The 24,910-nt window shown below is 35.3% G+C and carries 22 protein-coding genes, 1 tRNA gene and 1 pseudogene; 16 read left to right on the forward strand and 8 right to left on the reverse strand.

Annotation, left to right across the window (positions count from 1 at the left end; translation table 11 throughout):
- The first annotated feature begins 186 nt into the window (after positions 1-186).
- From WH267_RS23505 to WH267_RS23540, 8 genes and pseudogenes are all read left to right on the forward strand, one after another.
- Positions 187-3,249 carry a non-ribosomal peptide synthetase gene (locus WH267_RS23505; RefSeq protein ID WP_340011394.1) on the forward strand — a complete coding sequence of 1,021 codons (3,063 nt, stop codon included), beginning with the start codon at positions 187-189 and terminating at the stop codon, positions 3,247-3,249.
- 544 nt (positions 3,250-3,793) lie between these two features.
- On the forward strand, positions 3,794-4,348 hold the full coding sequence (locus WH267_RS23510; RefSeq protein WP_115973231.1) for a TetR/AcrR family transcriptional regulator: 555 nt from the start codon (positions 3,794-3,796) through the stop codon (positions 4,346-4,348).
- 74 nt (positions 4,349-4,422) lie between these two features.
- On the forward strand, positions 4,423-5,178 hold the full coding sequence (locus WH267_RS23515; RefSeq protein WP_340011396.1) for an SDR family oxidoreductase: 756 nt from the start codon (positions 4,423-4,425) through the stop codon (positions 5,176-5,178).
- Positions 5,179-5,237: 59 nt separating this feature from the next.
- Positions 5,238-5,993, forward strand: coding sequence for a type 1 glutamine amidotransferase domain-containing protein (locus WH267_RS23520; protein ID WP_340011398.1), 756 nt, complete (start codon positions 5,238-5,240; stop codon positions 5,991-5,993).
- 468 nt (positions 5,994-6,461) lie between these two features.
- Positions 6,462-6,611: a hypothetical protein gene (locus WH267_RS23525; RefSeq protein ID WP_228438909.1), complete on the forward strand. Its 150-nt coding sequence runs from the start codon at positions 6,462-6,464 to the stop codon at positions 6,609-6,611.
- 2 nt (positions 6,612-6,613) lie between these two features.
- Positions 6,614-7,042 carry a nuclear transport factor 2 family protein gene (locus tag WH267_RS23530; RefSeq protein WP_228438907.1) on the forward strand — a complete coding sequence of 143 codons (429 nt, stop codon included), beginning with the start codon at positions 6,614-6,616 and terminating at the stop codon, positions 7,040-7,042.
- Positions 7,043-7,057: 15 nt separating this feature from the next.
- Complete coding sequence (locus WH267_RS23535; RefSeq protein ID WP_340011400.1) at positions 7,058-8,434, forward strand: aldehyde dehydrogenase family protein; 1,377 nt, start codon at positions 7,058-7,060, stop codon at positions 8,432-8,434.
- A 327-nt stretch (positions 8,435-8,761) separates the two neighbouring features.
- Positions 8,762-8,915: pseudogene (locus WH267_RS23540) on the forward strand (conjugative transposon protein TraJ); the annotation flags it as partial.
- 92 nt (positions 8,916-9,007) lie between these two features.
- Here WH267_RS23540 and WH267_RS23545 read toward each other — a convergent pair.
- Positions 9,008-9,092: transfer RNA gene (locus WH267_RS23545), tRNA-Ser, on the reverse strand.
- Between the two features lie 458 nt (positions 9,093-9,550).
- Between WH267_RS23545 and WH267_RS23550 the strand changes: the two genes are divergently transcribed.
- The gene (locus tag WH267_RS23550) at positions 9,551-10,927 is read left to right on the forward strand and encodes a hypothetical protein (protein WP_340011402.1); all 1,377 of its coding nucleotides are present in this window, start codon (positions 9,551-9,553) and stop codon (positions 10,925-10,927) included.
- Positions 10,928-11,083: 156 nt separating this feature from the next.
- On the opposite strand, the gene WH267_RS23555 is transcribed toward WH267_RS23550, so the two are convergent.
- Positions 11,084-12,304: a TCR/Tet family MFS transporter gene (locus WH267_RS23555; protein WP_340011403.1), complete on the reverse strand. Its 1,221-nt coding sequence runs from the start codon at positions 12,302-12,304 to the stop codon at positions 11,084-11,086.
- A gap of 169 nt (positions 12,305-12,473) precedes the next feature.
- Complete coding sequence (locus WH267_RS23560) at positions 12,474-13,346, reverse strand: helix-turn-helix domain-containing protein (RefSeq protein ID WP_340011405.1); 873 nt, start codon at positions 13,344-13,346, stop codon at positions 12,474-12,476.
- Positions 13,347-13,809: 463 nt separating this feature from the next.
- On the opposite strand from WH267_RS23560, the gene WH267_RS23565 reads away from it, so the two are divergent.
- Positions 13,810-14,130, forward strand: a complete 321-nt coding sequence (locus tag WH267_RS23565) for a hypothetical protein (protein WP_340011406.1) — start codon at positions 13,810-13,812, stop codon at positions 14,128-14,130.
- Positions 14,131-14,198: 68 nt separating this feature from the next.
- On the opposite strand, the gene WH267_RS23570 is transcribed toward WH267_RS23565, so the two are convergent.
- Both WH267_RS23570 and WH267_RS23575 read right to left on the reverse strand, forming a co-directional pair.
- Positions 14,199-14,873 carry a suppressor of fused domain protein gene (locus tag WH267_RS23570; protein WP_340011407.1) on the reverse strand — a complete coding sequence of 225 codons (675 nt, stop codon included), beginning with the start codon at positions 14,871-14,873 and terminating at the stop codon, positions 14,199-14,201.
- Between the two features lie 38 nt (positions 14,874-14,911).
- Positions 14,912-15,322 carry a DUF6705 family protein gene (locus WH267_RS23575; RefSeq protein WP_123947274.1) on the reverse strand — a complete coding sequence of 137 codons (411 nt, stop codon included), beginning with the start codon at positions 15,320-15,322 and terminating at the stop codon, positions 14,912-14,914.
- A 652-nt stretch (positions 15,323-15,974) separates the two neighbouring features.
- Here WH267_RS23575 and WH267_RS23580 point away from each other — a divergent pair.
- Together WH267_RS23580 and arr are read left to right on the forward strand one after the other, a co-directional pair.
- Positions 15,975-17,321, forward strand: a complete 1,347-nt coding sequence (locus tag WH267_RS23580) for a hypothetical protein (RefSeq protein WP_340011409.1) — start codon at positions 15,975-15,977, stop codon at positions 17,319-17,321.
- 443 nt (positions 17,322-17,764) lie between these two features.
- On the forward strand, positions 17,765-18,178 hold the full coding sequence (gene arr, locus WH267_RS23585; RefSeq protein WP_340011425.1) for an NAD(+)--rifampin ADP-ribosyltransferase: 414 nt from the start codon (positions 17,765-17,767) through the stop codon (positions 18,176-18,178).
- A gap of 66 nt (positions 18,179-18,244) precedes the next feature.
- On the opposite strand, the gene WH267_RS23590 is transcribed toward arr, so the two are convergent.
- Positions 18,245-19,189: a 3',5'-cyclic-nucleotide phosphodiesterase gene (locus WH267_RS23590; protein ID WP_340011410.1), complete on the reverse strand. Its 945-nt coding sequence runs from the start codon at positions 19,187-19,189 to the stop codon at positions 18,245-18,247.
- 333 nt (positions 19,190-19,522) lie between these two features.
- Between WH267_RS23590 and WH267_RS23595 the strand changes: the two genes are divergently transcribed.
- Positions 19,523-20,065 (forward strand): hypothetical protein, encoded by a 543-nt coding sequence (locus WH267_RS23595; RefSeq protein ID WP_340011412.1) that lies wholly within the window; start codon positions 19,523-19,525, stop codon positions 20,063-20,065.
- Between the two features lie 77 nt (positions 20,066-20,142).
- Positions 20,143-20,394, forward strand: coding sequence for a hypothetical protein (locus WH267_RS23600; protein WP_340011414.1), 252 nt, complete (start codon positions 20,143-20,145; stop codon positions 20,392-20,394).
- Between the two features lie 168 nt (positions 20,395-20,562).
- Here WH267_RS23600 and WH267_RS23605 read toward each other — a convergent pair whose 3' ends face one another.
- A complete protein-coding gene (locus tag WH267_RS23605) occupies positions 20,563-21,564 on the reverse strand; it encodes an MsnO8 family LLM class oxidoreductase (protein WP_340011415.1) in 1,002 nt (333 codons plus the stop codon).
- Positions 21,565-21,655: 91 nt separating this feature from the next.
- Positions 21,656-22,288: an NAD(P)H-dependent oxidoreductase gene (locus WH267_RS23610; protein ID WP_115969129.1), complete on the reverse strand. Its 633-nt coding sequence runs from the start codon at positions 22,286-22,288 to the stop codon at positions 21,656-21,658.
- A gap of 154 nt (positions 22,289-22,442) precedes the next feature.
- On the opposite strand from WH267_RS23610, the gene WH267_RS23615 reads away from it, so the two are divergent.
- Together WH267_RS23615 and WH267_RS23620 are read left to right on the forward strand one after the other, a co-directional pair.
- Positions 22,443-22,799 (forward strand): winged helix-turn-helix transcriptional regulator, encoded by a 357-nt coding sequence (locus WH267_RS23615; protein WP_340011416.1) that lies wholly within the window; start codon positions 22,443-22,445, stop codon positions 22,797-22,799.
- Positions 22,800-23,051: 252 nt separating this feature from the next.
- Complete coding sequence (locus WH267_RS23620) at positions 23,052-24,509, forward strand: tetratricopeptide repeat protein (protein WP_340011417.1); 1,458 nt, start codon at positions 23,052-23,054, stop codon at positions 24,507-24,509.
- Positions 24,510-24,910: the final 401 nt, after the last annotated feature.

A 24,910-nucleotide genomic window follows, 5' to 3' on the forward strand; every position in this document is an offset into this window, starting at 1 on the left:
TAATTATCATATTTTTATTATGATTAAATTTTATAATTTATATTTGTTTTATGTGTTGTTATTGCTTAATTGTTGTTGTGGGCTCTAAGTCACTAATTTTTACGGAAAAAAATTCTGCATGATGCTATTCTGGCTGGACTTTCAATAATGAAATAATGATAATTGTTAATCCAAAAACTAATAAAAATGAAACACCAAATCATTCATGAAAATCTTAATAATGATTTTCTCAATCAACAAAATCATTTTAAAAATGTAATTTCACTTTTTAATGCCGTTAGTGAATCAGTTCCCGAAAAAACGGCTATAATGTTTGGAAGTGTAAGCATCACTTATAAGGAATTGGACAGACGTTCCGATATTGTAGCTTCCTGCCTGCTTACTTTACAACTGAAAGCAGGAACATCAGTATCGGTATGTATGCCGCAGTCTATAGATCGGATTATAGCATTTCTGGCAGTCCTTAAAATCGGAGCAGCATATATTCCTCTTGATGGACAACTTCCTGAAAGCAGAATGAAAATGATGCTGGAAGACGCCCGTACAGAACTTATCATTACCGGAAATACTTATATTGACAAGTTTTTAGGAATGGACCTTAAACTCCTAAATATGGATGGGATGGTTTATGAACCGCCGGTAAACCATATGGAGATTGTACACCCCGACCAGATAAACCCAATGCAGACTGCATATATTATCTATACTTCGGGGAGTACCGGAGTGCCAAAAGGAGTGGAAATTCATCATGAAGCATTCTATACTTTTGTGAAGTCGTTTACAGAGCTGTGGGGGTTTTCAGCTAAAGACAGAGCACTTCAGTTCAGTTCAACAGGATTTGATGTTTCCATCATAGATCTTTGGATTCCTTTGTTCACAGGAGCTACATTGTTTTTGTATCCCGACAATAAAATAATAGGAAAGCCATTACTTGATTTTATTGTTGACCATAATATTGATGTTGTTCCTTATCTTCCACCGGCTGTATTGAGTACTCTTCCGGCAGACCTTTCCATTGGCTGTCTTCATACATTATCAATCGCCGGAGAAGTTCCTTCGGAACAGACGATAAAAAACTGGTGTAATCGTGTACGGCTTATCAATGTATATGGGCCTACAGAAACCACTGTAAGTGTAGTGAGTCATCAGTTTAAACAGGATGATACCAATCCCCATATTATTGGTAAACCTCTGGACAGTGCAGATATCCATATTCTTAATAAAGATCTTGAACAGGAAAAAAATGGGGTCACAGGTGAAATTTATATCGGGGGTAAGCAGGTGGCGAAAGGTTATATTAATAAGCCTGATGAGACAGCAGAAGTCTTTATTGAAGCACCACAATGGATTAAACAAAGATATGGGGTAGATTATCGCCTCTATAAATCCGGAGACCGCGGATTTTGGAGAGAAGACGGTAATATAGAGTTTGTGGGAAGGTTTGATGATCAGGTTAAGTTAAGAGGATTTAGAATTGAATTAAAAGAAATTGAACATCATATAGGGCAGCTTGCACAAGTGGCCAATGTAGCTGTAAAAGTTCATCGTCCACAGACAGGATTGCCGGTACTTGTTGCATTTTTAGAGTTGTATGACAATGATAAAGAACGTATTTCTCTTGAAGATATCCGGACCCGGTTAAAACAAAGCTTACCAACCTATATGCTTCCTGAAAAAATTATTCTGTATGATAAACTTCCTTTGACTTTAACAGGAAAGATAGATAAAAGTAAATTACATATTCCTTTACAGCAAAATGTAAGAAAGGTGAAGGAAAAGGTTGATATAATAGATCTTAAACAAGAGATAACTGAAATCTGGATGGATTTGCTGAATTTGGAAGACATCAATGATGGCGATAACTTTTTTGATCTTGGCGGCCACTCCCTGATGCTGGCCCAGCTAAATGAACGTCTTCCTCTTAATGTCCAGAAAAAGTTATCACTTCCTGAATTGTATCGTTATCCAACCATTAGTCTTTTTGTAAAGGAGGCGGAGAATAGATTGATACAGAATGAAGTCAGCCAGCAACAGAAAGCACGCCTTGTAGAAGAGCAGCTGCTAAAAGATGCCGAGCTGCCTTTTGATTTTGAGATCACTGTTCAGCCAGATCCGCAGATTTTAGTTAATCCTTCCCAGATTTTTCTTACAGGAGTAACAGGTTTTGTAGGCTCACATTTACTGGAAGAGCTTATTCCTAAAAATCCATCAGCAACGATCTACTGCCTTGTGCGGGCTGAAAATGAAGCTCTTGCTTTAGAACGTATTAAAAGTACATTTTTAAAATTCAAACTGGTTTGGAAGCCAGAATATGAGGCCAGAATAAAAATTATTCTGGGTGATCTTACTCATCCAAAATTAGGAGTTGATGAAAAATTATATGAAAAGCTGTTGAGTGATATTGAGGTTATTTATCATATGGCAAGTGATGTAAGTTATGTAAAGCCATATGAATATATTAAAAAACCAAATGTTGATGGCATGGCTAACATACTACATCTTGCGGTCAATGATAAAACTAAATTCCTGATCATTTCTTCTTCAATGGGAGTATATAGCTGGGGAAGAAGCTTTACTGGAAAAACCTGGATGACGGAAGACGATCCTATCGAACAGAACCTGCCTGCAGTGTGCCGTGATATGGGGTATATCCGAAGTAAATGGGTGATGGAAAGTATGGCTTCCAAAGCGCGTGAAAAAGGGCTTCCTTTGATCAATTTCAGGTTAGGTTTTGTTGTGTGCCATGGAAAGACAGGGGCAACTCCTTTAAATCAATGGTGGAGTTCTCTTATGCGCTCATGTATCGAGTTGAAGGCATTTCCTTTGGTTATGGGGCTTAAGGATGAAGTTGTGACAGTTGATTATGTGTGTAAAGCGATGGCACACATCAGCCGGAAACCTGATGCAGTAGGATTAAACTTTAATTTGAATCCTTTGCCTGAGCATGATCTATCGCTTACTGATTTCTGTGTTCGTATAAGTGATTATTGCGGATTGGAAATGACAGGGCTTGATTTCAGAAATTGGTTTGAACAATGGAGAAGAAACCAGGAATTACCTATTTATTCGCTGCTCTATCTGTTTACTGATGATGTACATGAGGGCAAATCCCTTGTTGAAGCCTATGAAAATACTTATTATTTTAAAAGCAGTAATACAGAACGTTTTTTAAAAGATACAGAAATCAGACCTGCTGTTTTTAACAAAAATGTAATAGAAGCTTATTTAAGATTTATGAAGATGATCTAGATCTAAAAAAGATTGTTAGTTAATTAACAGTATACTTCTCGAATAGCTTACTCTTCTAACAAAAGAATGATTTTATGATAAACTGTGAATAGGTCTGTACACGGTAATAAGTAAGCAGATTAAATAATTAAACAACTTTAATCATTCTACATTTGTTCCCTTTATATAATGATTAATAATTTGTTATCCAGTTCTCAGATAAGATTCTAAAACTCGAATTGATGAAATAAACGCAGCTCAATGTTGCGTTTATTTATTGTTGTAATTTCAGCATTCCATTGAAAGAATAAAAGTAAACTGTTTACGGTATCGAAGTTAATAACTTAAAGTATGTTTGTTTTGGATCTTCAAGTAGTCAAATAGAATCCAATGAAAAACATCGTATATTGCTTATCACTTGAATAATCAAGAATGTTTGATTATTTAGTTTAAAGTATTGTAGTTTCAAGATAAGAAAGTATTAATTCATGAATTATTATAAATAATAGGAAAAAAATCATCTGATAAAGATGTTTATTTTTATAAATTTGGAACTTAGATTTTTATGAAAAGGATACAGATATTAAAAGCCGGTCTGAAATTGTTTGTCATTCATGGTTTGCATGCAGTTACGATTGCTCAGGTGGCAGCTGAAGCTAAAGTTGGTATAGGAACTGTTTACAGGTACTTTAAGAGTAAAGAAGATATAGTACAACAAATTTGGATTTTACAAAAATCTGAAGAGTCTTTATATATCTTTAAAAACTACAAAGCGGTAGGTAGTATTCGTACGCAATTTAATTTTTTATGGGAAAGAGTGATTAGTTACTTTTTGGAGCATCCTCTTGAATTTCAATTTTCTTATCAATTTGCTGCATCTCCTGTATTAACTAAGGATATTCATGAAGTAGCAATGAAAGATTTTCTAAAATTTGATGAGCTGTTTGAAGCAGGCATAAAAGAACATTTATTTAAACCTTTAACATCTAGGCATCTCAGGCTTTTTACTTTCAGTACCATCAATGGATGGATCTTATGGGCTATTGATGAAAAAATGACAATTGACCGTGAAGTAATTGATATGTTTATAGAGATGTCTTGGGACGCCATCAGTATTTAATATTTTTTTAACACAAAAACTGACGGAATATTCCGTCAGTTTTTGTTAGATTTGTTTTACATAAAACAAATATTATGAAACACAATGATTTAAAAGGCAAAACTGTCCTTATCGCAGGAGGTGGCAAAAACCTCGGAGGTCTATTAAGCAAAGACTTTGCTTCAAAAGGAGCTAATTTGGCAATTCATTATAACAGTGAAAGTTCCAGAGAAGAAAGTGAAAAAACTCTGGCAGAGGTAAAAGCTTTGGGAGCTGAAGCATTCTTATTTCAGGGAGACCTTACTAAAGTAGAAAACATTACAAAATTTTTTGATGAAGCCGTTAAAACTTTCGGAGGAATTGATATTGCCATCAACACGGTCGGTATGGTACTCAAAAAACCATTTGTAGAAACTACCGAAGCCGAATATGATACGATGTTCGGAGTTAATTCAAAATCAGCATATTTCTTTCTTCAGGAAGCTGGGAAAAAAGTGAATGACAATGGGAAAATCTGTACTGTTGTTACGTCTTTACTTGCTGCATACACAGGATTATATTCAACTTATGCAGGAGCTAAGGCACCGGTAGAGCATTTTACAAGAGCGGCATCAAAAGAATTCGGCGGCAGAGGAATTTCTGTAACGGCAGTAGCTCCAGGTCCTATGGATACCCCTTTCTTCTATGGTCAGGAAACCGCAGATGCAGTAGCTTATCACAAATCGGCAGCAGCATTAGGAGGGCTGACGGATATTAAAGATATTGCTCCATTAGTAGAATTTCTAGTAACTGACGGCTGGTGGATAACTGGACAGACAATTTTTGCAAATGGTGGTTATACTACACGATAATTTGATAATTTTAAACAATTGGTGCATTATGCACCAATTGTTTTATAGAAAATATAATTATGAATAATCAGAATAATGTGATCAAAAGATATGGGAAGCATAGTTACCCAAAGAAAAAAATATTATGTCTTGTTTCCAATGTTGCCAGTCTCCATGGTATGGAGGTAGGTTTTTTTGCTGAAGAAATGACAAGACCTTTCTATGACTTTATCAATGCAGGTTATGATGTAGATGTAGCTTCACCCGATGGAGGAGAGGTTAAATTTGATGGACACAGCAATCCCGAAAATCCCGAAGGAGCTTATCCTAACGATTTGGTAAGCATCGGTTTTGTACACCATAAAGAATTTGGAAAATGGATGCGAAATACAAAAGCAATCTCCGAAATCAATATAAATGATTATGATGCTATTTGTGTGGCAGGTGGCGGAGCTCCTTTGCTTACATTTAAAGATAATTTAAAATTGCATAAACTCATTGCAGATTTTTATGAAAACGGTAAGATTACCTGTTTGATCTGTCATGGAACATCATTGCTTTTATGGACACGATTAAGTGATGGAACCCTTCTGGCTGATGGAAAAACTTGGACAGGCTTTGCTGACAGCGAAGAGGATATGATTAACCAAATGTTCGGAATGAAAGTAAATGACTACACTATTGAAACTGAAGCTCGCAAAAACCAAAATACTACCTTTGAAGTGGCGGGTGCATTGGAACCTTTTGCTGTACGAGATGGTAGATTGATTACAGCTCAACAGCAACATAGCAGCTACCTGGCATCGCAGCTGGTCATTGAAGCATTGTCTGAATAATTTTAAGTATAATTTAAAAATCTGGATGATTATAAACTTGTTTATGATTGTCCGGATTTTACATCTAATTATGTAAATGGAAAACAGAAAATATAAGAGAGCGGCTATTATTATCACGAAGTAATCCAGAAGTATCAGTGATATTATTGCAGACTCTTGCGTTAGTTTTTTTTATATATTCAATACCTCCGCTTGAGCATAGAAAATCTTAGATTTGGGTTCATTCATAAGCTATAGAATCAATTAAAAGTTTAGAAAATAAACAAGGATGATACTAAAAATTATAAACTCAGCATTGGTGCTTATAGCTGTATTTATGAGAGTTAAACAACGATAGGTCATGCTTTCTGGAAAGCTTGAAGTGATGCAAGTATTTGGTAAATAAGGTGTTGATAAAACTGGATTGGCGGTAAATGGTGCCATTACAATGATTGCGGCCTTACTGATTTTATTTCCCAAAACCTTTATGTGGGCAGCTTTTTAATGACCGCAGGAATTTTACTCATCATCTGCCTTCATCTTCTGGATAAAGACCTGAAAGGTGTTCTTATCGAACTTCCGTTTTTACTCATGAACCTGATTATTATTTACCTGCAATATTCTTTAAAAAATACATAATCATGAAAAGTTTAGTAATTATTGCCATATGCTTGTTCAGCTTTACAGCCTGTGGGCAGCAAAAATCTTCATCAAATAGCAAAACAAATAAAACACAACAAAATAATAATATGGATACCAGTAAATTAACAAACAATACTGTAAAGACAGTCTTTGAGGCATGGCAAAAAGGAGATAATCAGACTTTTTTATCTTACTTCACAACAGATGCAAAATTATATGATGACGGAAATCCCAGAGATTTTCAAAAATTTGTAAAAGATGCATGTGGACACGAGCGCTTTACAAGCATTGATAAAGTAGAAAATGACGGAAAAGAGATCTTCGGAAACTTTCATACAGAAAGCTGGGGAGATTTCAGAACCTATTTTAAATTCCATTTCGATGCAGATGGAAAAATCTCACGTCTTGATATAGGACAGGCCAATTAAAAACTAGAATGTAAAATGATGAACAAATATCAGTCAATTTTTGACGCACAAAGAGAATTTTTCTTCACAGATGCCACCAAAACTTATGAATGGCGGATGGATCAGTTGAACAGGCTTGAAAAAATGCTTGTCGAGAATCAGGACGCATTTTGCCAGGCTTTAAAAACAGATTTTAATAAGCCACCTTTCGAACAGCTTTTTGAAATCACTGTCCCCTTAGGAAATATAAAATATTACAAAGAAAACCTGCAGAAACTGATGGCTCCGGAACAGGTTGCTATTCCTGAAGGACTTGAAAAAACAGGGAACAGAGGAATTATTTATAAAGAGCCTTTTGGTGTAGCCCTGGTTATAGGACCGTTTAATGCGCCTGTTTTACTTCTTTTAGACCCTGCAATTGCTGCACTGGCTGCCGGCAATCCTGTTATCCTGAAGCCGGCCAATACCACAGCTTCTGTTGCCAGGCTTTTTGCGGAGCTTATTCCACAATATTTTGAGCCTGAAGCAGTGAATATCGTTACCGGAGGACGCGAAGAAATCACGGAGCTATTAAAGTTACCTTTTGACTTCATATTTTTCACAGGGAGTTCCACTGTAGGAAAGGTAATCATGAGGGCTGCTGCAGAAAATCTTACACCGGTAATTTTAGAACTCGGAGGTCAGAATCCTACTGTTGTGGATGAAACTGCAAATCTTGATATTGCTGTAGATAGAATTGCGTGGGGGCATAATGCTATTTCCGGGCAATGGTGTATAGCACCGGGCTATGTGTATGTTCATGAAAGTATTGCAGATATTTTTATTGATAAATTAAAGAAAGCAACCATAAAAATGTATGGAGACAATCCGCAGCAAAGTCCTGATTTTGCAAGAATGATCAGCGAGCATGACACAGAAAGGGTGGTTTCCTATATTATTCCTGAAAAAGTGGTTTTAGGTGGGAGATATGACGTAAAGGACAGATATGTAGAACCTACAATTCTATATCCAAGCACTTGGGAAGATCCTGCTTTGCAACAGGAGATTTTTGGTCCGGTACTACCTGTAATGGTTTATTCTGATTTTAAAGAAATTGTAGAGATCATCAAAAGAAAACCTAAATCACTTGCTGCCTACATCTTCAGTAAAAACCAGGAGAATATTGATTATTTCCTGAACTCCGTTTCATTTGGAGGAGGATGTGTTAATCAGACTAATCTGCATTGCTGGATAGACAGTCTTCCGTTTGGAGGAGTGGGATATTCTGGAATGGGAAAATATTACGGAAAAGCCGGATTTGATGCATTAAGCAATACAAAAGCCATGTTAATCGGAAATCCGGACCTTGAATTGGATGTTTTTCCTCCCTATGCTAATAAAGATATTGTCAAAAATTTAAGTGTTTTTGGATAACAGCTATAGATAGCAAATGGATAAAAGAATAGTGTTTATCACACGCTTTGTTAATTAATAAAGAGAACAGAAGACAGCCTGCAAATAAAATTTGTAGGCTGTTTTTAAAGATGATTTTTTTCTGTTAAGAAAGGAAAATTACTTCCGTAATCATAATGAAATATGTTAATTATACATTTAGATCTTCTTTATCAGAATTGTTTTTTTTGAGTTGGTTTATAAAGTATGATGGGCTTATCCTGGTCTCCTTTTAAAAATTACAGCAAATACTTCTCTTGAAGAAAATCTACATTCCCATATTCATATAAAGATAAGAAAGCATATCATATTTTTCTTAAGCCTGCTTTAGTTATTGATACTATCAGAACTTTTTTCTGATAGTCCTTTCAATCTTGGGATCCATCGCATTTGCGATTTCTGTCTGGGATTGTTTTCAGGCTACTTTAGCCAATGGCTGATGAGGTATATTAGTGTCTTCCTCGCGGATATATTACTTGTGGATCAGCCAAATATGGATTATTTTCCGTAAATAAAAAAACCTACTGTAATCAGTAGGTTTTTTCTGCTTTATTGCGGAGAGTGAGGGATTCGAACCCCCGGACCTGTTACAGTCAACAGTTTTCAAGACTGCCGCAATCGACCACTCTGCCAACTCTCCTTAAACTCCGATTGTATCGTTGTTTTCAGTGGTGCAAATATATAACGTTTTTAGTTACCAACAAAATATTTTTAAATAAAATTTTATATTTTTTCTATCCTGCAGCAGAAGGGGCTTTCGTCAGGATTTAGTTTAAAAATGGGAGGAGATTTAAAGCAATTGAATATCATTGTTTTGAGTGTAAAGGATACAGAGGATAAAGAGAATTTGGATTTGGAGAAAGACAGAAACTAGGAAGATGATGATAGTGACTGAATGAAAAAATAGAATAGTATTTTGCTTTTATATGAAAGCAGTTATATAATTTGAAAAATATATTGACGACAATGGATTATAAAATTAGATTTACAGAATGCTGGTTATAAAAAACATATATTATGTAAAGTATCCATTGAACTAGTGTTATTTGTAGTAAAATAATACATAAGTTTGGATTTTATAGGTAATTAATGTGAAATATGAAAGAAATAATATCAATTTTAACCAAAGAGGAAGTAAAAAACAATTTTAATGCCTTAACTGATGAATTTGTGGAAGAATTAGTTGTTTTACTTTATAATTCTGATGTCATTCTGGGTGAGAAAATATATGCAGAAATGCAATCTAAATTAGATGAAGAAGAGCTGATTTCTGATCTAATTGCCTGTTTAAATAAAATTAAAAATATAGACCCATTCAAAGAGTACTTAAAATCCTACACAGAGGACATTGTTGATATGGATGAAGTCGAAACATTATTTTGGCTATTTTGTGAAAGAGGAGATAAAGATGAAGCAAAATATTGGTTGGACCAAATTAAAGAAGGCCAGGATTTTAACAAAGCAAAACAATATTATGAAGCTTTCTTTTCTATTGAAGAATTGTGCAAAAAAATAATAACTGAAAAAGAGAAACTTTATTTTTCGTATTCTCACGATGTTATTAATAAAGTCATAATGCATGACAATGAAGTAGTTGATATCATATTGAAACAATTGGAATCTTCAGATGTTGATTCAGAAAAACAGACCATTACATATGGTTTGTTGCATTTTGCTGATAATAATACCGGTTCAGAAGCTGAAAAGATATTGAAAGAATTATCTACGCAAAAGCTCTCTATTTCCAATAAATTATTTTTAATAAATATCCTTCTAAAGAATGGTAAAACAGGCGAGGCGCTGGATTTATATCATAATGAATTTCAAACTTGTATTAATGAGATAATAGACCATAAAAAAGGGTTACATGAAATTGGTGAAACACACATGCTCTTAAATGAGAAAGATGCATTATTGGAAACTCATTCTCATGATTATATAAGGCTTATAAACTCTTATGAAGGAGCAGATTTCAGTAGTTTTGTATCTCCTTTATATAGCCTTACCGGTATTCAGGAATATCTTCAGAAACAAAATAGGAATGATAATATTTCAGCCAATAATTATGCTGTGATTTTGGCAGGAAATGGGCATATTAAAGAAGCTTCAGCTGTTCTGGAAAAAGGAAAAGATGAATATTCTCATAAAATATGGCGTTTAATATGCCTCATGTGTATGGATAATAAACAGTTATTTCTTGAGTGTCTGGAAAACGATTTATGCAATATCACTACTAAAGCCGAATTACTTTTAAAAATGGCTGATTATTATCTAACGAAGGATATTGATCTATCTAAAGACTGTATCAAAAAAGTTGAAAAATTAATTCCTGAATTATACATTTATCACCAAAATATTTATAAAAAGGAAGTGGCATTACTGTATTATAAAATTGGAGATACAGCCAGCTTTAAAGAAACTTATAGAAGTATAGATTCATTACTTGCAAAAATTGAGCTTTTAAATGCAGTATAAAATACTATATAAAAATTCAGCAGTATAAATTTTAACAGCATTTTTATGTATTGAAATACAATATATTACTTGTTTGAGGCAAAAGCTCCGAAGTCAGGAGGCTTCGGAGAGCAGGGCCGATGATATAGACCTTTTTTTTTCATTTAAATATTCAAATTACTTTCCTTTTTTTCGCTGAAAGACAACATATACAATTATTACTCCTATCATCATTAAAACAGATGCCAGGAAAAATGGCGCTCCTGAAAAGCTGAATGGTGCATCATCATGCGTGAAATAATAAAATAAATTTGTCATAATCGGAGGACCTATGATTGAAGTTGCGCTCACTAAACTGGTTAATGCTCCCTGCAGTTCACCCTGCTCATTGGAAGTAATATTTTTAGTAATTACCGATTGTAGGGCAGGACCACAGATCCCGCCCAGGCTGTATGGAATAAGGAAAATAAACATCATCCATCCCTGAGTGGCAAAGGAGAATAAGAATAATCCTATCGCATAGCAAATCAACCCGTAATAGATACTTTTGTGCTCTCCCAATTTAGGTGTTGTCCAACGTATAAGAACGCCTTGTACCAAACCTAATAATAAACCGAGTACTCCAAGAGAAACCCCAACCATACGCTCGGTCCAGCCAAATTTATACATGGTAAAGAAATGCCAGTTGCTTTGTACAGCATGAATCCCGATGTAAATGAGGATCAGAGCGAAGACCAGGCCGGAAACTTCAGGATGTTTTCCTAAAAACTTCAGGGATCCGATTGGGTTGGCGCGCTTCCAGTCAAATGGTCTGCGTTTACTTTTATCCAGACTTTCCGGAAGAATAAAATACCCATAAAGAAAATTTAAAAGACACAGTCCGGCAGAGGCATAGAACGGAACTCTTGCTCCATAATGTCCCAGTAACCCGCCAATGACAGGTCCGATAATAAATCCAAGCCCTAAGGCAGCTCCTATCATTCCAAAATTTTTGGCCCTGTCTTCATCCGTTGATATATCAGCGATATAAGCACTTGCAGTCGATATGCTGGCTCCCGTTAGTCCGGCAATAATTCTTCCTAAAAACAGCCAGCCGATAGAAGGGGCAAGAGCCAGAAAAATATAATCTACAGCAAACCCAAAAAGAGAAATTAAAATAACAGGACGTCTTCCAAAACGGTCGCTAAGGTTTCCGATCAAAGGTGAAAATATAAATTGGGTAAAAGCATAGGCGAACCCCAGCCATCCTCCATATTTTGCTGCTTCACTGATATCGCTGTGAATAAGTTCTTTAATCAGTTTGGGGACTACCGGGAGAATGATTCCCCAGCCTGTAATGTCGATCAGCAGGGTTATAAATATGAACCCGATCGCTGCTTTTTTTTTAGAATTTTTCATGGTGTAAAAGTAAAACGGGGCAAGGGGTATTTCCTTTACACTTTTATGGGTTTTATATACACTTTGTAAGCTTTTTGTAGGCTTATTAATATTTCCAGCGATTTAAATATGTCTTTTTTTAAGATATTGCTTGAGGTTTTAGCAGAGTGTAATTAATGAATAGTGTGGGTTATCCGTTTCTGAAAGCCTTTGGTGAAACTCCGGTAATCCTTTTGAAAGATCTGCAGAATACACTTGAATCTTCAAAATTTAATTCATGGCTGATCTGTTTGATAGATAAATGGGTGGATTTGAGTAATGTTTTAGCATGTAAGATCATAGCATGGTCAATCCATTGTAATACAGACTTTCCTGTTTTCTGCTTTAGAAATGTAGACAGGTATTGAGGAGTTAAATGTAGCTTTTCTGCATAAAACTTTACACTCCGTTGTTGAGGTGCATATTTTGAGATCAATAGATAAAAATTGTCAATAATTTCATGGGTGCGGCTCTTGGTAAAGCTGTTTTGATCTTTCAGTTCCGAATAAGCTTCAGAAATCATGCACATGAGTGCAATGACAAGATAACGAAGCATTTCAGTTTTCCTTGGGCTCGGATTTTTATGATAGAAATTTTGGATTAGGGTTACCAATTCTTTCTGCAATCCAATTTCTTCAGGCTGAAGTTTTACAACGGGTTGCCATCGGACTTTGTCGTTGATCACAAACTCACGCAGGATCGGAAAGGCTGCTATAAAATCTAAAGAAAGCCCGATTGTAACTATTTCTGCATTTTCACTCAGTGATTTTGTATCAATCATTAATTGCGGCTGCAGAACAGCAATGTCACCTGCATTCAGTTCATATTCAAGAAAATGAATCTGAGCCTTCATAGTTCCCTGTATCATGAAACCCAGCAGTAATCCGTCAAATATACGGGTATGTGCTGTATATTCTTTTCCGGGATGGTTTTGCTGATGGAGAATAACAATACCTTCCATCTTTTTTGAAGGATCAATATTGTACAACTTATAGACATTGTCAGGAGTTAAGAATAAAGCCATGTTCAAATTTCGGAAAAAATGCACATTAATGATGGTATTTGAAAGACAATGTTGGATAAAATCTTACAAATTGTTTGTACTGTCCATTGAAATGTAAATATTTAACGGAAGGACAGCAGTCTTTTAATATGATCCCATTTTTTCACCACAAAAAGAACGAAAGAATTCTAATTTTACGTTTTCATAAAGACCTTCTACAGGGAGATCCACGATTTCAAATAAGTAAGACTGATTGAAGAACCTTCTTTAATTCTTTTATAATCCTCTTTGGGTATGTATATGTCTTTTAGTTGCTGGTTTTCCCCTAATAAGTAAAGCCTGAAATAATGACTGTCTGAAGCCGTTTGGTTTGAACCGGGGTCTTTAGCTTTAAAATTAATCTTTTTATGACAAACACAGCCATGATTTTAAGATGATTGCTGATATTTAATTATTTTTGTAAAAAGCATAAATAAAGATAATTATGAGAGCAAAGGAGTTGATCACCAAAGAAATTGATACTCTGAATGACTTGATCCATAAAGGAATCGATAAGGAATCTAATATTCAGTTGAAGAAAGACTTATCAGACAGTATTCATTTACTGGATATGTTTGACCGTTATGAGATCAATAAAAGAACAGTTGATGATATCTGGAGTCTGCCGGATTTCAATACCGGATATTCTGATTACCGGATAATAAACGACTGTGAATCAGATGATCCTGCTCAATGGATTGAGTTGAGTATCAATAATGAAAAGATCAGATTATCGGAAGGAGATATTATCATCAGAAAAAAATAATGACCGGAAGCAGGAAGTATAAGACGAGTGGTTCTCTTCAGGAACTACATCACTTCCGGCCTATATTATTAATCTACTAAATTTTTACGGTTGTTATCAAAAATATCAGGCAGGTTGCCTTCTATTAACAAGTCAAAAAATTTACCGTAACCGTTTTCTATTTTGTATTCCAGTTCATTTTTATAGAGTGGGAACAGGCTGTACAGATTAATGATCCTGTCTTCACTACCGATCTGCATAAAATCATCATCAAAAGTTGCAGAAGGTAATAAAATACAGCTTGTAAACTGGGTATTTTCATCATAAGGCTCTGCAATATCGCTCCATGCCTGTAAACTATGGCCCTCAGTGAGGAAAGTGTCCATATGATGTGGGAATCTGGCCATTTCTTTTATCATACTTATGATCCAGTCATTTTTTCCTTCACTTGGAAAGACTTTTTCAAACTTCAGATCTTTAGGAAGTAGAATTAAAAGCTCTGCAAAAGCATAATCTTCCTTATTTTCGATACTGTCAGGAACATTCATTTCCAGCAGGCTCATTCCGGAAGTAATCAGCATATTGAAATCCTCGTCTTCGGGCTGAATAAAATAAACATCAAGGTGAAAATCCAGTGACAGCATTTCATGAAAAACAGTCATTTCTTCACTTTTAAAATGTTGATCAAGGTGTTTTTCCAAAGCTTCAATATTCTTGTAATAATGTTTTTTATCCTGTATTTTTTTGATCAGTTCCTTATCCATATTTTTTATTAAAATGTAAATGAGTGCTTTATATTTGTTTATCTTTTCTTAGTGATGCGTTTAAAAATTCTTTGGTCAGAACTCCCTTTATTGCCGGTTGTATTCCCTTGTTTATCCCAAAGTACCTGCCTTGTTCTGAGATAGAGTTTTCCTTTGATAACCTCGGCCTCTACATAGTCGTTCTGGTGTTGCTGGGCTGGAATAATTAACAGGTTCCCTTTTACAGTGGCTTTAAGTGTTTTTGGCGGAGCTTCACCGGTTCCAATATCTGTAAAAGTCGCAAAATTTTTCCCTTTTTCAAATCTGATATCTATAGAATTGGTAAAGTACTCAGTTTTATACATCCAGACTCCCTCAAAGTCAGATTGAATGTTTTGAGGGATTTCATGATCCTGCGCATTACATATTCCTGATACTAGAAATAGTAAAATAAAAGTCAGTAGCTTCATTGATTTTCTTTTGGATTGAATAGCCTAGGCTATATCTTTTAAATATACTATTAATTTTTGGATTTTTATACAGATCATTATCATGAAGATGATGGTAGAATCACATAGTCTGGGGGCAAAGAATAAAACTTTGAAGATAAAGAATCTGAAATTTTTTTTAAGCTTAATCTCATTTCAGTTGGGTTTAAATTTTTCTGCTTGTTAAAACGAAATAAAATGAATCCGATGACTGTATTCAATTTTTGATAATGTTTAAAAAATTAAAAAAATCAGAATCAACAACAGCGAAGGTAACCATTGGTAGGAGTAGCAGTACAAATATGACTCCAGGAATTTTGGTACTGGCTGATATCATAAAGCGATGATTCTTCCCAAAATGAAAAGTCCTCATTTAAACATTATAAATCCTGCTGCAGGAATATTAGCTTATGACATCCTCGCTCATCAGCTTGCCGTTTTTAATGGAACGGTCTGGTCTTTCTGGAAACCTTAAGAAAAGAAGATAAGGCTGAAAATAGCCTTTTGAATATTCTGATGTTAATTTGATGAAAGTATTTTGAATTAAATTAAAAAAAATAAGATCAGTTATTAGGATGTAGCAGGTTTATATTAAATTTATGGGCATCATATAATTTGAGATAAATACCGGATCATGAAACAATTTACATTCAAATACCAGAACAATAAAGGAGGTTTATATGTTTTGCTGGCTTTTTTCGGTATTCCTCTGATTGTAATTTTACTGAGTACGGTTCTTTTGGATACCATTCCGTGGGGGTTATGGATCATCATTCCCCTCGGAATCGGAGCTGTAATTTATTGTATGGCCCGGTTTATCAAAATATCTGCAGAAACGGATACGCTTGTAGTAGATCATGAAGGTTTTACTTCAGAAAAGCATGGCCGTATTCGTTATGAAGATATCCACAGTATTCCGCCTTATAACTTTTTGCAGGCTCCACCACCTTCTATGCGGATAAAACTGAATAATGGTAAAAAGCTGGTGTGGCAATTTAATCCCCGGAATCAAAAATCAGTGAATGATATTGCAGTATTCACTGCATTCAGGGATGAACTTTTTCGGAATCTGGAAGAGAGGGCCCGACAGCCTTTGCAAACTCATGACGAAAATATTGAGAAAAATAAATTACAGGAAAAAGCAGCCCGTCTTGTAGAACAATTACAGGTTTCTAAGAAACGAAACTATAAATATATTGTCATTCCTTTGTCAATTCTCTCTGCTGTGTTGATATTGGCACGTACCTGTGGTACAGAGATCATCCAAAACAAAAGAAAAGAAGAAGCAAGATCGCTCACCAGATCAATGTTTCAGATAGAATCTGATTATGAGAAGAACTTCCGGCAGGCACAGAAAGTTGCAGCAGATTATTCTCTGAAGTTTGGCCCTGTAACTCTTTTTACCAATGATCGGGGAGCTTCTGTAGAATTTGTTCCGGAGATAGGTGGAGATCCCTATATACCGAAAATAGAGATTATGGGTTTACGGCGTATAGAAGACAATGAAATTCTTGAAAAGTACATCAAACATCCTGACAGTGTTGCCTATCATCTGGCAGTGATCAATAAATCTGAAAAATTCTTTGCTATAATGAATAAGAGTATATTCAGTCAGGATGATGGGAGTGGTGCTTCTGTTTATCTCACTGTTTATAATCCGCATGAGTCATTTCCTCCTTCCAATGTTCAGACATCAAAAGATGCCACATTCAGACCGATTGAGTTCAGTTCTTCCATTGATTTGCCTCTAAAAGGTGATTTTACAGATAAAATCCTTGAAAATATGGACTATGCAGCCGTTCGTTCGGTTCTACAGAAATATAAGGGTACATCTTTTTATATGGCCGCAAAAGAACTGGATGGAGTCTCTGCCGAGAGATTTCAGAAACTGAAAGAAATGATTATTTCTGACTTTGAAAAACACGGGATTTCAACCGAGACTTTTCTTGAACAAAGCTTCAATACCAGTGCTGCGCATTAGGAATCCAAAATATTGAACCCAATACGATTGACGTATTTTTGTAAATTTATGGAAAAGGAATTAGAACTCTTATTGTCAGAAATTTCAAAAATCTGAAACAAAATATTTATACTATGGAATTTTCACCGTTCAATACTGTTGTTAAGCTCTGTATTCAGGGAATGAGTATGGAAGAACAAAATAAACCTGCAGAAGCGGAAAAATTATTTATGCAAGGCTGGAATGAAGCAACAAACGATGTTGAGAAATTTCTTTCTGCATATTATATAGCACGACAGCAAAAAACACCATCTGATCAGTTGAAATGGCTCGAAACAGCGCTACAGTATGCTTTAAAAGCAAATGATGATACTGCCGGGAGCTCTTTTTACACCCTTTATGTAAAGATGGCTAAATGCTACGAAGAACTTTCAGATCCGGAAAAATCAAAAGAGTATAATGAGTTGGCGATATCAGTGAAAGATAAAATTTTTGATAAAGGTCCTTTTTATCATGGAACCAGAGCTGACCTGCAAATAGGAGATCTGCTAACGGCAGGTGGGCATTCTAATTATAAGTCAGAATTCATAATGAATCATATTTATTTTACAGCATTGGTAAATGGTGCAGGACTTGCGGCTGCATTAGCAAAGGGAATTGGATCTGAGCGGGTATATATTGTGGAACCAACAGGGCATTTTGAAAATGACCCGAATCTGACTGATAAAAAATTTCCAGGGAATCCAACCCGTTCTTACCGTTCAGAAGCCCCATTGAAAATTATTGGGGAAGTGACTGACTGGACTAAGCCCAATCCTGAAGATCTTCATAAATTCCGTGAAAAACTGGAAAACAATAAAGGAGATATAATCAATTAATCGAAGGGGAAATCCATCCGTATCAATAAAAAAGCGATGAAACTTATGTCTCATCGCTTTCTGTTACTAAGGTAAATTAATTCTTTTACCTTGTTCAGGGAAAATATATTTTACCTTTAAAGGATTGTTTTTCAATAACTCTTTTTTTATGATCTCAGGATTATCACCGGTAGGCTTTCTATGGGTCACTACAATTGTAAGACCTTCCAGATCTTTCTGTCCTGTTTTTTCTTTTAGCTTTTTGAGTTCTTCCACCAATAGATCAGGGGTAAGATGGCCAAACAGTAAATTTTCAGGCTGGCTGTTCGGGAAAGAAACTTCAATCAATATAGTGTTCAGTTGTTTCTTCTTTATCAATGGAGCTACATTTTTCCAAAGGTTATCCATGCGGTCAGACTTTTCGATTCTGTCGGCACCGGTATCACCAAGATAAAGCAGATAATGATCATTGTTTCTTACAAGTGCCGCACTGCTTTTATACGGATTTACGTGGCTTAGCTCATATCCTGTTAAGAAAAAAGATGTCTTTTGTGTCGGGATTTCCACTCCCTCCTGAAGCTCATTATAATGGTACTTTCCAAGGATCGGTTTCTGTCCCTGATCTGCAAAATTGATCCAGGTATCTGTGATAAAATAATGATTCTGCAGGATTTGAACCACTGATGGGATAGCAAAAATATCTTTTTTGGCATCAGCTGGAGAATTGATAATAAGCCCTGCCAGATGGTCCAGATGACCGTGGGAAATGAAGTATCCTTTGATCTGATCTTTAAGAACCGTTTCTTCCGGACCGGTAAGACTTTTCTCTTCAACTGCTTTTCGGATTCCGGTATTTACAGTTCCGGCATCAAGGCAAAGAAATGTATTGTCTTGGGTGGCTCCGACTAAATAAGCGGATAAATTGTCCTCCTGTTCTCCTCCATAAATACCCAATGGAATAACGTCAAAATTTTGTGCCTGGCAGGCCAGATGTAAAACAAGTGCCAGTAAAGAAAATGCTGCTTTTTTCATTCTATTAAAAACTAAAAACCTGACCTTTGCGGCAGGGTAATGCAAATTTACATTATTTTTCTCCGGTTCTGCTGATCAAAAGTCTGTCATTGTTGAAGAAAAAAGGGGTCAGGCGCAAAAGTCTGAAGCTAAAGACTTATCAGAACTAAAGAAAAATATATTAAAATAGGATAAACAATAGCATTGATTTCTTTAAAAGATAATAGTTTAAATTCATTGTCTGTCAGTAATTGTCTGCCAAATAGCAACTTCCATCATCTATCCTCCAGCTTCCTGACCATTTCTCCTAATTTTATTATCTTTAAAGCTGAAAAACCATCAAAAACAGTCAATATGAAGATACAACCGTCCACTTTAACTCTAGCAATACTTTTTCAGTTCTTGAGTATAACTGCATTTTCTCAAAAAACGGCAGCTTTGAACTCCTTACTGGATAAAAATACTGAATTTATTTTTCCGCAGACACCGGATAAAATCTCGAAGGCATTACATACGGGAACTGTTTTTTATGAAGATGCCAACGAGGAAAAATATGCCAAATGGATTACAGAATCAGGATTGGAGCTATATTCTAGCCTTGGAAAAAATAATGTTATTAATGAAATGTTTTTTGAAATCCCTGATGATAAAGTATTGATCGTAGGTGGATTACCTTATAATCTTACTCTAAATAAAACAACACTGGAGGAAGCTAAAATTAAATTCAAAAAATATGGTGCAAAAGCTAAGAAACTGAGCGCTGACAGTGAATTTCCAGAAGGGTCAGAGCTGATTTTTAAAAGTGGGAAACACTATTCAACATTGTTTTTTAATGATAAAAATCTTTTAAAATCTTTAAGAATTACAACAGAACTTATTGATCCTGCAGCCAATTAAACAGGCTGAAAATTTTCTATTACTAAAAGGAGAAAATTTATAAGTTAGTAGGGGATTCATATTAAAAAACTATAACCATGAACGAAAAAAAATTAAATGAATTAACTGATCAGGAGCTTTTAGAGAAAAAGAAGAAATCTAAATCTGGGAAAATAATAAATGCTGCTCTTATAGGGGCTTTCATTGGTATTGCAGTATACAGCAGTGTAAAGAACGGATTTGGATTTTTTACACTTTTTCCGCTATTTTTTGCAGGTCTTCTGGGAGTTCAGTATACCAGACGAGATCAGGCATTGGAACAGGAGCTGGAATCCAGGAACCTGAAATAGAATCAATGTTCAGGTATTAATGTTTGCCATTATCTGGAATTGAAAGAAACGCTTCAGAATCTTGATGGAAAATATTCTTCCCAGGCTATATTGAACAAAGCCGGAAAGAAGATCAAAGTCATGAATTGAGGTATGATCTTACTTTGATCATAAAAGGAACTGATGTTTTTAATCCGATGGCCTTTGCTCAATAATACTTTTATAGGTGAAAATCCTGTCTCCTTCGTTGAACATATTCGATAATAATACCAGATCATGAGTTCCGTATTGGAATGCTTTTGCTTTCAATTTTGAATGGATGGTTTCCGGAGTGCCTATGATGACTTTATCAAGCAGAGCGTTGAACAATTCTTCGTCTTCACTGTTGTTAATAAGTGTTTCTACCTCTTCAGAAGGTTTCAATGCTTTAGGGGCTAAAATATTTCTGGATTCTACGAACTGATATACCATTCCATATGCATTCCGGCGTGCCTGTTCAAGACTTTCAGCAACAGAAACAGAGAGAGCTACCTGAAAAGAAGGGAGATCATTGTATCCTGTAGGGTTAAATTCTTCCAGATACATTTTCTGGATTTCGGTATTTGATCCTTCTGCAATGAAATCAGCCATAGAGTAGGAGATACCAAATTTTGCAGCTTCTTTAGCGGAACTTTCTCCGGAGCCTAGCCAAGTGACCTCTGGCAATGTTGAGATATGAGTCGGCTGGGCAAATAGCTCAGCACCCTTATAGCTTTGTTCTTTGATATAAGCAATGATTTCTTCCAGTTTTTCATTCACATTATTCAGAATAGGAAGTTTATGACCATTTAAAGCGAGCACTGCATCTTTCAGACCTCCCGGAGCTTTTCCCAAACCAAGTATAAAACGGTCGGGATAGAGTAGCGCGAGCATTTTTGCCCATTCTGCAATTTTAAAAGCGGAATAGTTTCGAAGCATAATTCCTCCGGTGCCTACTTTGATTTTTTTTGTATTGGAAAGAACCGTTGTTGCCAGGATTTCCGGACTGGAACTTCCATAGGCTTCCACACCATGGTGTTCTGCATATAAAATGCTGTGATAACCCAGCTCATCAGCTATTTTGGCTAGGTTCAAACTGTTTTTGAGCGCAGTAGCAGCATTACTGCCTTTAATAACTGGAGTCTGGTCCAGGATGCTTAATTTCAGTTTCATTGTATTGATTTATGGGGCCATTAATGTAAGACAAAAAAAGGGAGACCTTCAAAAGATCTCCTGCTTTTTATTATTAATTTTTATGCTTAATTTAGTTGATCTCAACAAAAAGTTCTTCCTTCGATCTTCTTACTCTGTCCAGTTTTCCCCACCAGTCGGTCTCTTCATCTTTATAACCAAGAGCCATTAAAACAGTACTTTTTAAGCCTTGTTCAGGTAAATTCAGTAATTCATCCACTGCTTCATTGTTGAATCCTTCTATAGGAGTCGCATCCACTCTAAGGTCCGCAGCTGCCAAGAGCCCAAATCCTAAAGCAATGTAGGCTTGTTTGGAAGCGTTGTTAAAATGCTGTTCTCTGGTTTGTTTTTCCAGCATGCCCAATAGGTTCAAACGATAATCATCTGTTGCACTGTTAGGAAGATTTCTTACCTGATTGCTGAATTCAAAAAATGAATCAACTCTTTCTGTGGTATATTCATCCCATGCAGCAAAGACCAAAATGTGAGAAGCCCTTACAATCTGATCCTGATTAAAGGAAATGGGCTGTAGTTTTTCTCTTAGCTCTCTGTTTTTGATAACTAAAACTTTAAATGGCTGTAATCCTGAACTTGATGGAGCAAGACGAATAGCTTCAAGTATCTGCTCCAGCTTTTCATTCTCAATGGGTTTTCCGTTATAGCCTTTGGTTGCAGATCTCCAGTTTAGTGTTTGCTGTAGTGACATAATTGTATTATTTACTTGTTGATTGATGATGCAAAGTTACGCCATAAGCAGTTGCTATTATATACCTGTTACCCTTAGGTAACCAGTTACCTGTAGGTAACCAAGTTTCGTTGATGTGGGATAATTATCTAATTTTGTAGTCTAATTATTCAATATGAAAAAAGAAAGATTGGAACTGAGGCCGGAGTGTAAAAATCATATCAGAGGAGTAAAAGACACGGTCTATTTATTGGAAGGAAAATGGAAAACCATAATCATCAGTCACTTGTATTTTGGGGGTAAAATGCGTTTTATGGACCTGAAAAGACAGCTTGAAGGCATTGCAGCCAAAACGCTTTCAAAGGAACTTAAAGATTTGGAAATGAATAATCTGGTGAGCAGGACCCAAAATAATACAATGCCCGTTACAGTAGATTATGAACTCACAGATTTTGGAAAAAGTCTGCATGATATTATTGATACAATGGCAAAATGGGGAATAAAATACAGAGAGCAGCTGCTTACAAACTAAAAAAACAATATACATTAAAATCTATGTTGCTAAAAACAGAAATTTTAGCGGTATAAAATTCTTTTTATTCAATTCTTTAATTCAGAAACTATCTGTTTTGTGAATCGGTTAAAAATAGCCTCTTTTTTCTATATACATCATATTTTCTCGATAAAAATCTATAAAAATTTACTTTTTTCATTGTTTTATTAATGATATTTTTGCGCTTGTCTTGTTTGGTGGTGTATATTGTTTCTTAATATTAAATATTTGATGAAAAATTTCCCTATTCTTATTCTGTTGTTTTATTGCCTGTTTATACAGGGGCAAACCCGTATGGAGAAACAAATAGACAGCCTTTTGGATAAGTCTTTTACGGAATTTTCTGAAGTTCAATTGATTCCTTCTCTTAGGACAGCTAATGAAGCTTTAAAAAAATCAGATACATATAATTATTCAAAAGGAAAAACCCTGTCAAATATATACATTGCCAAAGTATTGGCAGAAACAGGAGGATACAATGAAGCGTTGGGTTATCTTAAAAAAGCAGAGCGTGAACCTTATTTCACATCTGTTATTGATACACAGGTTGAAGTTTACAGATTGAGAGGAAGAACGTACGGACTTCTTAACATGAATAAACTTGCCATTCAGGAATTTAATAAACAATTGAAATTTTCTCAGAAGATAAAAGATCCTTACAGAAAAGATATGTCTGTCTATTGGGCCCATGAGAATCTTTCAGAAGTTTTCACCCAGCTGCGCCAATATGATTCAACCTGGGTGCATTTACAACAGCAGGAAGATATTTTAAAAAAGCTGAAAGAAGAACAGGTTTTTTTCGATCTCAGTGGAACTTATGCTAAAAAGGGGCAGATGTACACGATCCAAAAAGAATATGTAAAAGCTCAGGAATATCTGGATAAATCATTGTTTTTGCTTGAAAAATACAAGGTACCTTATTTATACTTTGCTTTGAGGAAGTATGGAGATTTGGAAGCTGCCAGAGGAAATCAGGAACTGGCAATCAGCTATTACCGTAAAGCGCTCCAGAATGCTAAAGAATTAGATGCTACAGATGCTGTGCAGCAGCTATACAGCGTACTTGGAGATTACTTTATGAAAAATAATCTTGATCCCAGGGAAGCCAACAGCTATCTTTATCAATATCAGAAACTCACTGATTCCCTTGATGTAGCAAATAAACAGGTGGTAGAGCAGGCATTAAGTCAGATCCTGGATCAGAAAGAACATGAAAACAACATGAAAAGCAGGAAATATGTATATCTTATTGTGTTGGCAGTTCTTGTATTGCTTATTGTTGCTTTATTTTGGTACAGATGGCATATAAAAAATAAAAAGCTTATTTATAAAAATAAAAAGACTCTCACTGAAATGAGTCAGGCAACCGTAGTACTCGAACGGAAGATTGAGGAGAATAAATTCAATGATCTTATTACTTTGGCAAAATGTAATAATCCTGAATTTCTGACCCTTTTTTCAGAATTATACCCGGATTTTATTCAGAAATTAAAAGTTATTGATCCGAAGGTCAGGAGTAGTGAGCTTACTTTTTGCGCAATGGCTTACCTTAATTTTTCCGCTAAAGATATTGCAACCTATACGTATGTAACCCTGGGAGCCGTTGAAATGCGACGAAGCAGACTCCGTAAGAAATATAGTATCCCTTCAGATATAGACTTTAACAACTGGATGAGAAGAGATTATTAACATCTTGAACCTCCTGTATTATTTAGATAACAGTAACCATTGGCAGATATGTCAATGGTTTTTTATTGTATACCAGAGATGATTAGGAAGCTTGATTTTGATAATAAGCCGGAAGTACTATTCATAAGATATGAGAATGTGATTGGATTTCTATACCGAAATAACATTTAAGATCAACCTCGCTTTCTGGTGTACGAAAAAATCTCCATAATAATCAGGAGTTTTACTTTTGAATGAGGTCCCGCAATCTTAGATCTGTATTTGAAGCAGAGGATAAGGAGAAGTATGAAATTGTAAATGTTCAATTTAGTTTTATTCTTAATCCATTAAAGAGATTTTCATTAAAATGAACAAGATTTTACTTCTGAATTGTTACAATGAATACTAATTTTTCGTGTAAA

It is taken from the genome of Chryseobacterium sp. MYb328, from assembly GCF_037572595.1.
GTDB classification, from domain to species: domain Bacteria; phylum Bacteroidota; class Bacteroidia; order Flavobacteriales; family Weeksellaceae; genus Chryseobacterium; species Chryseobacterium pennae.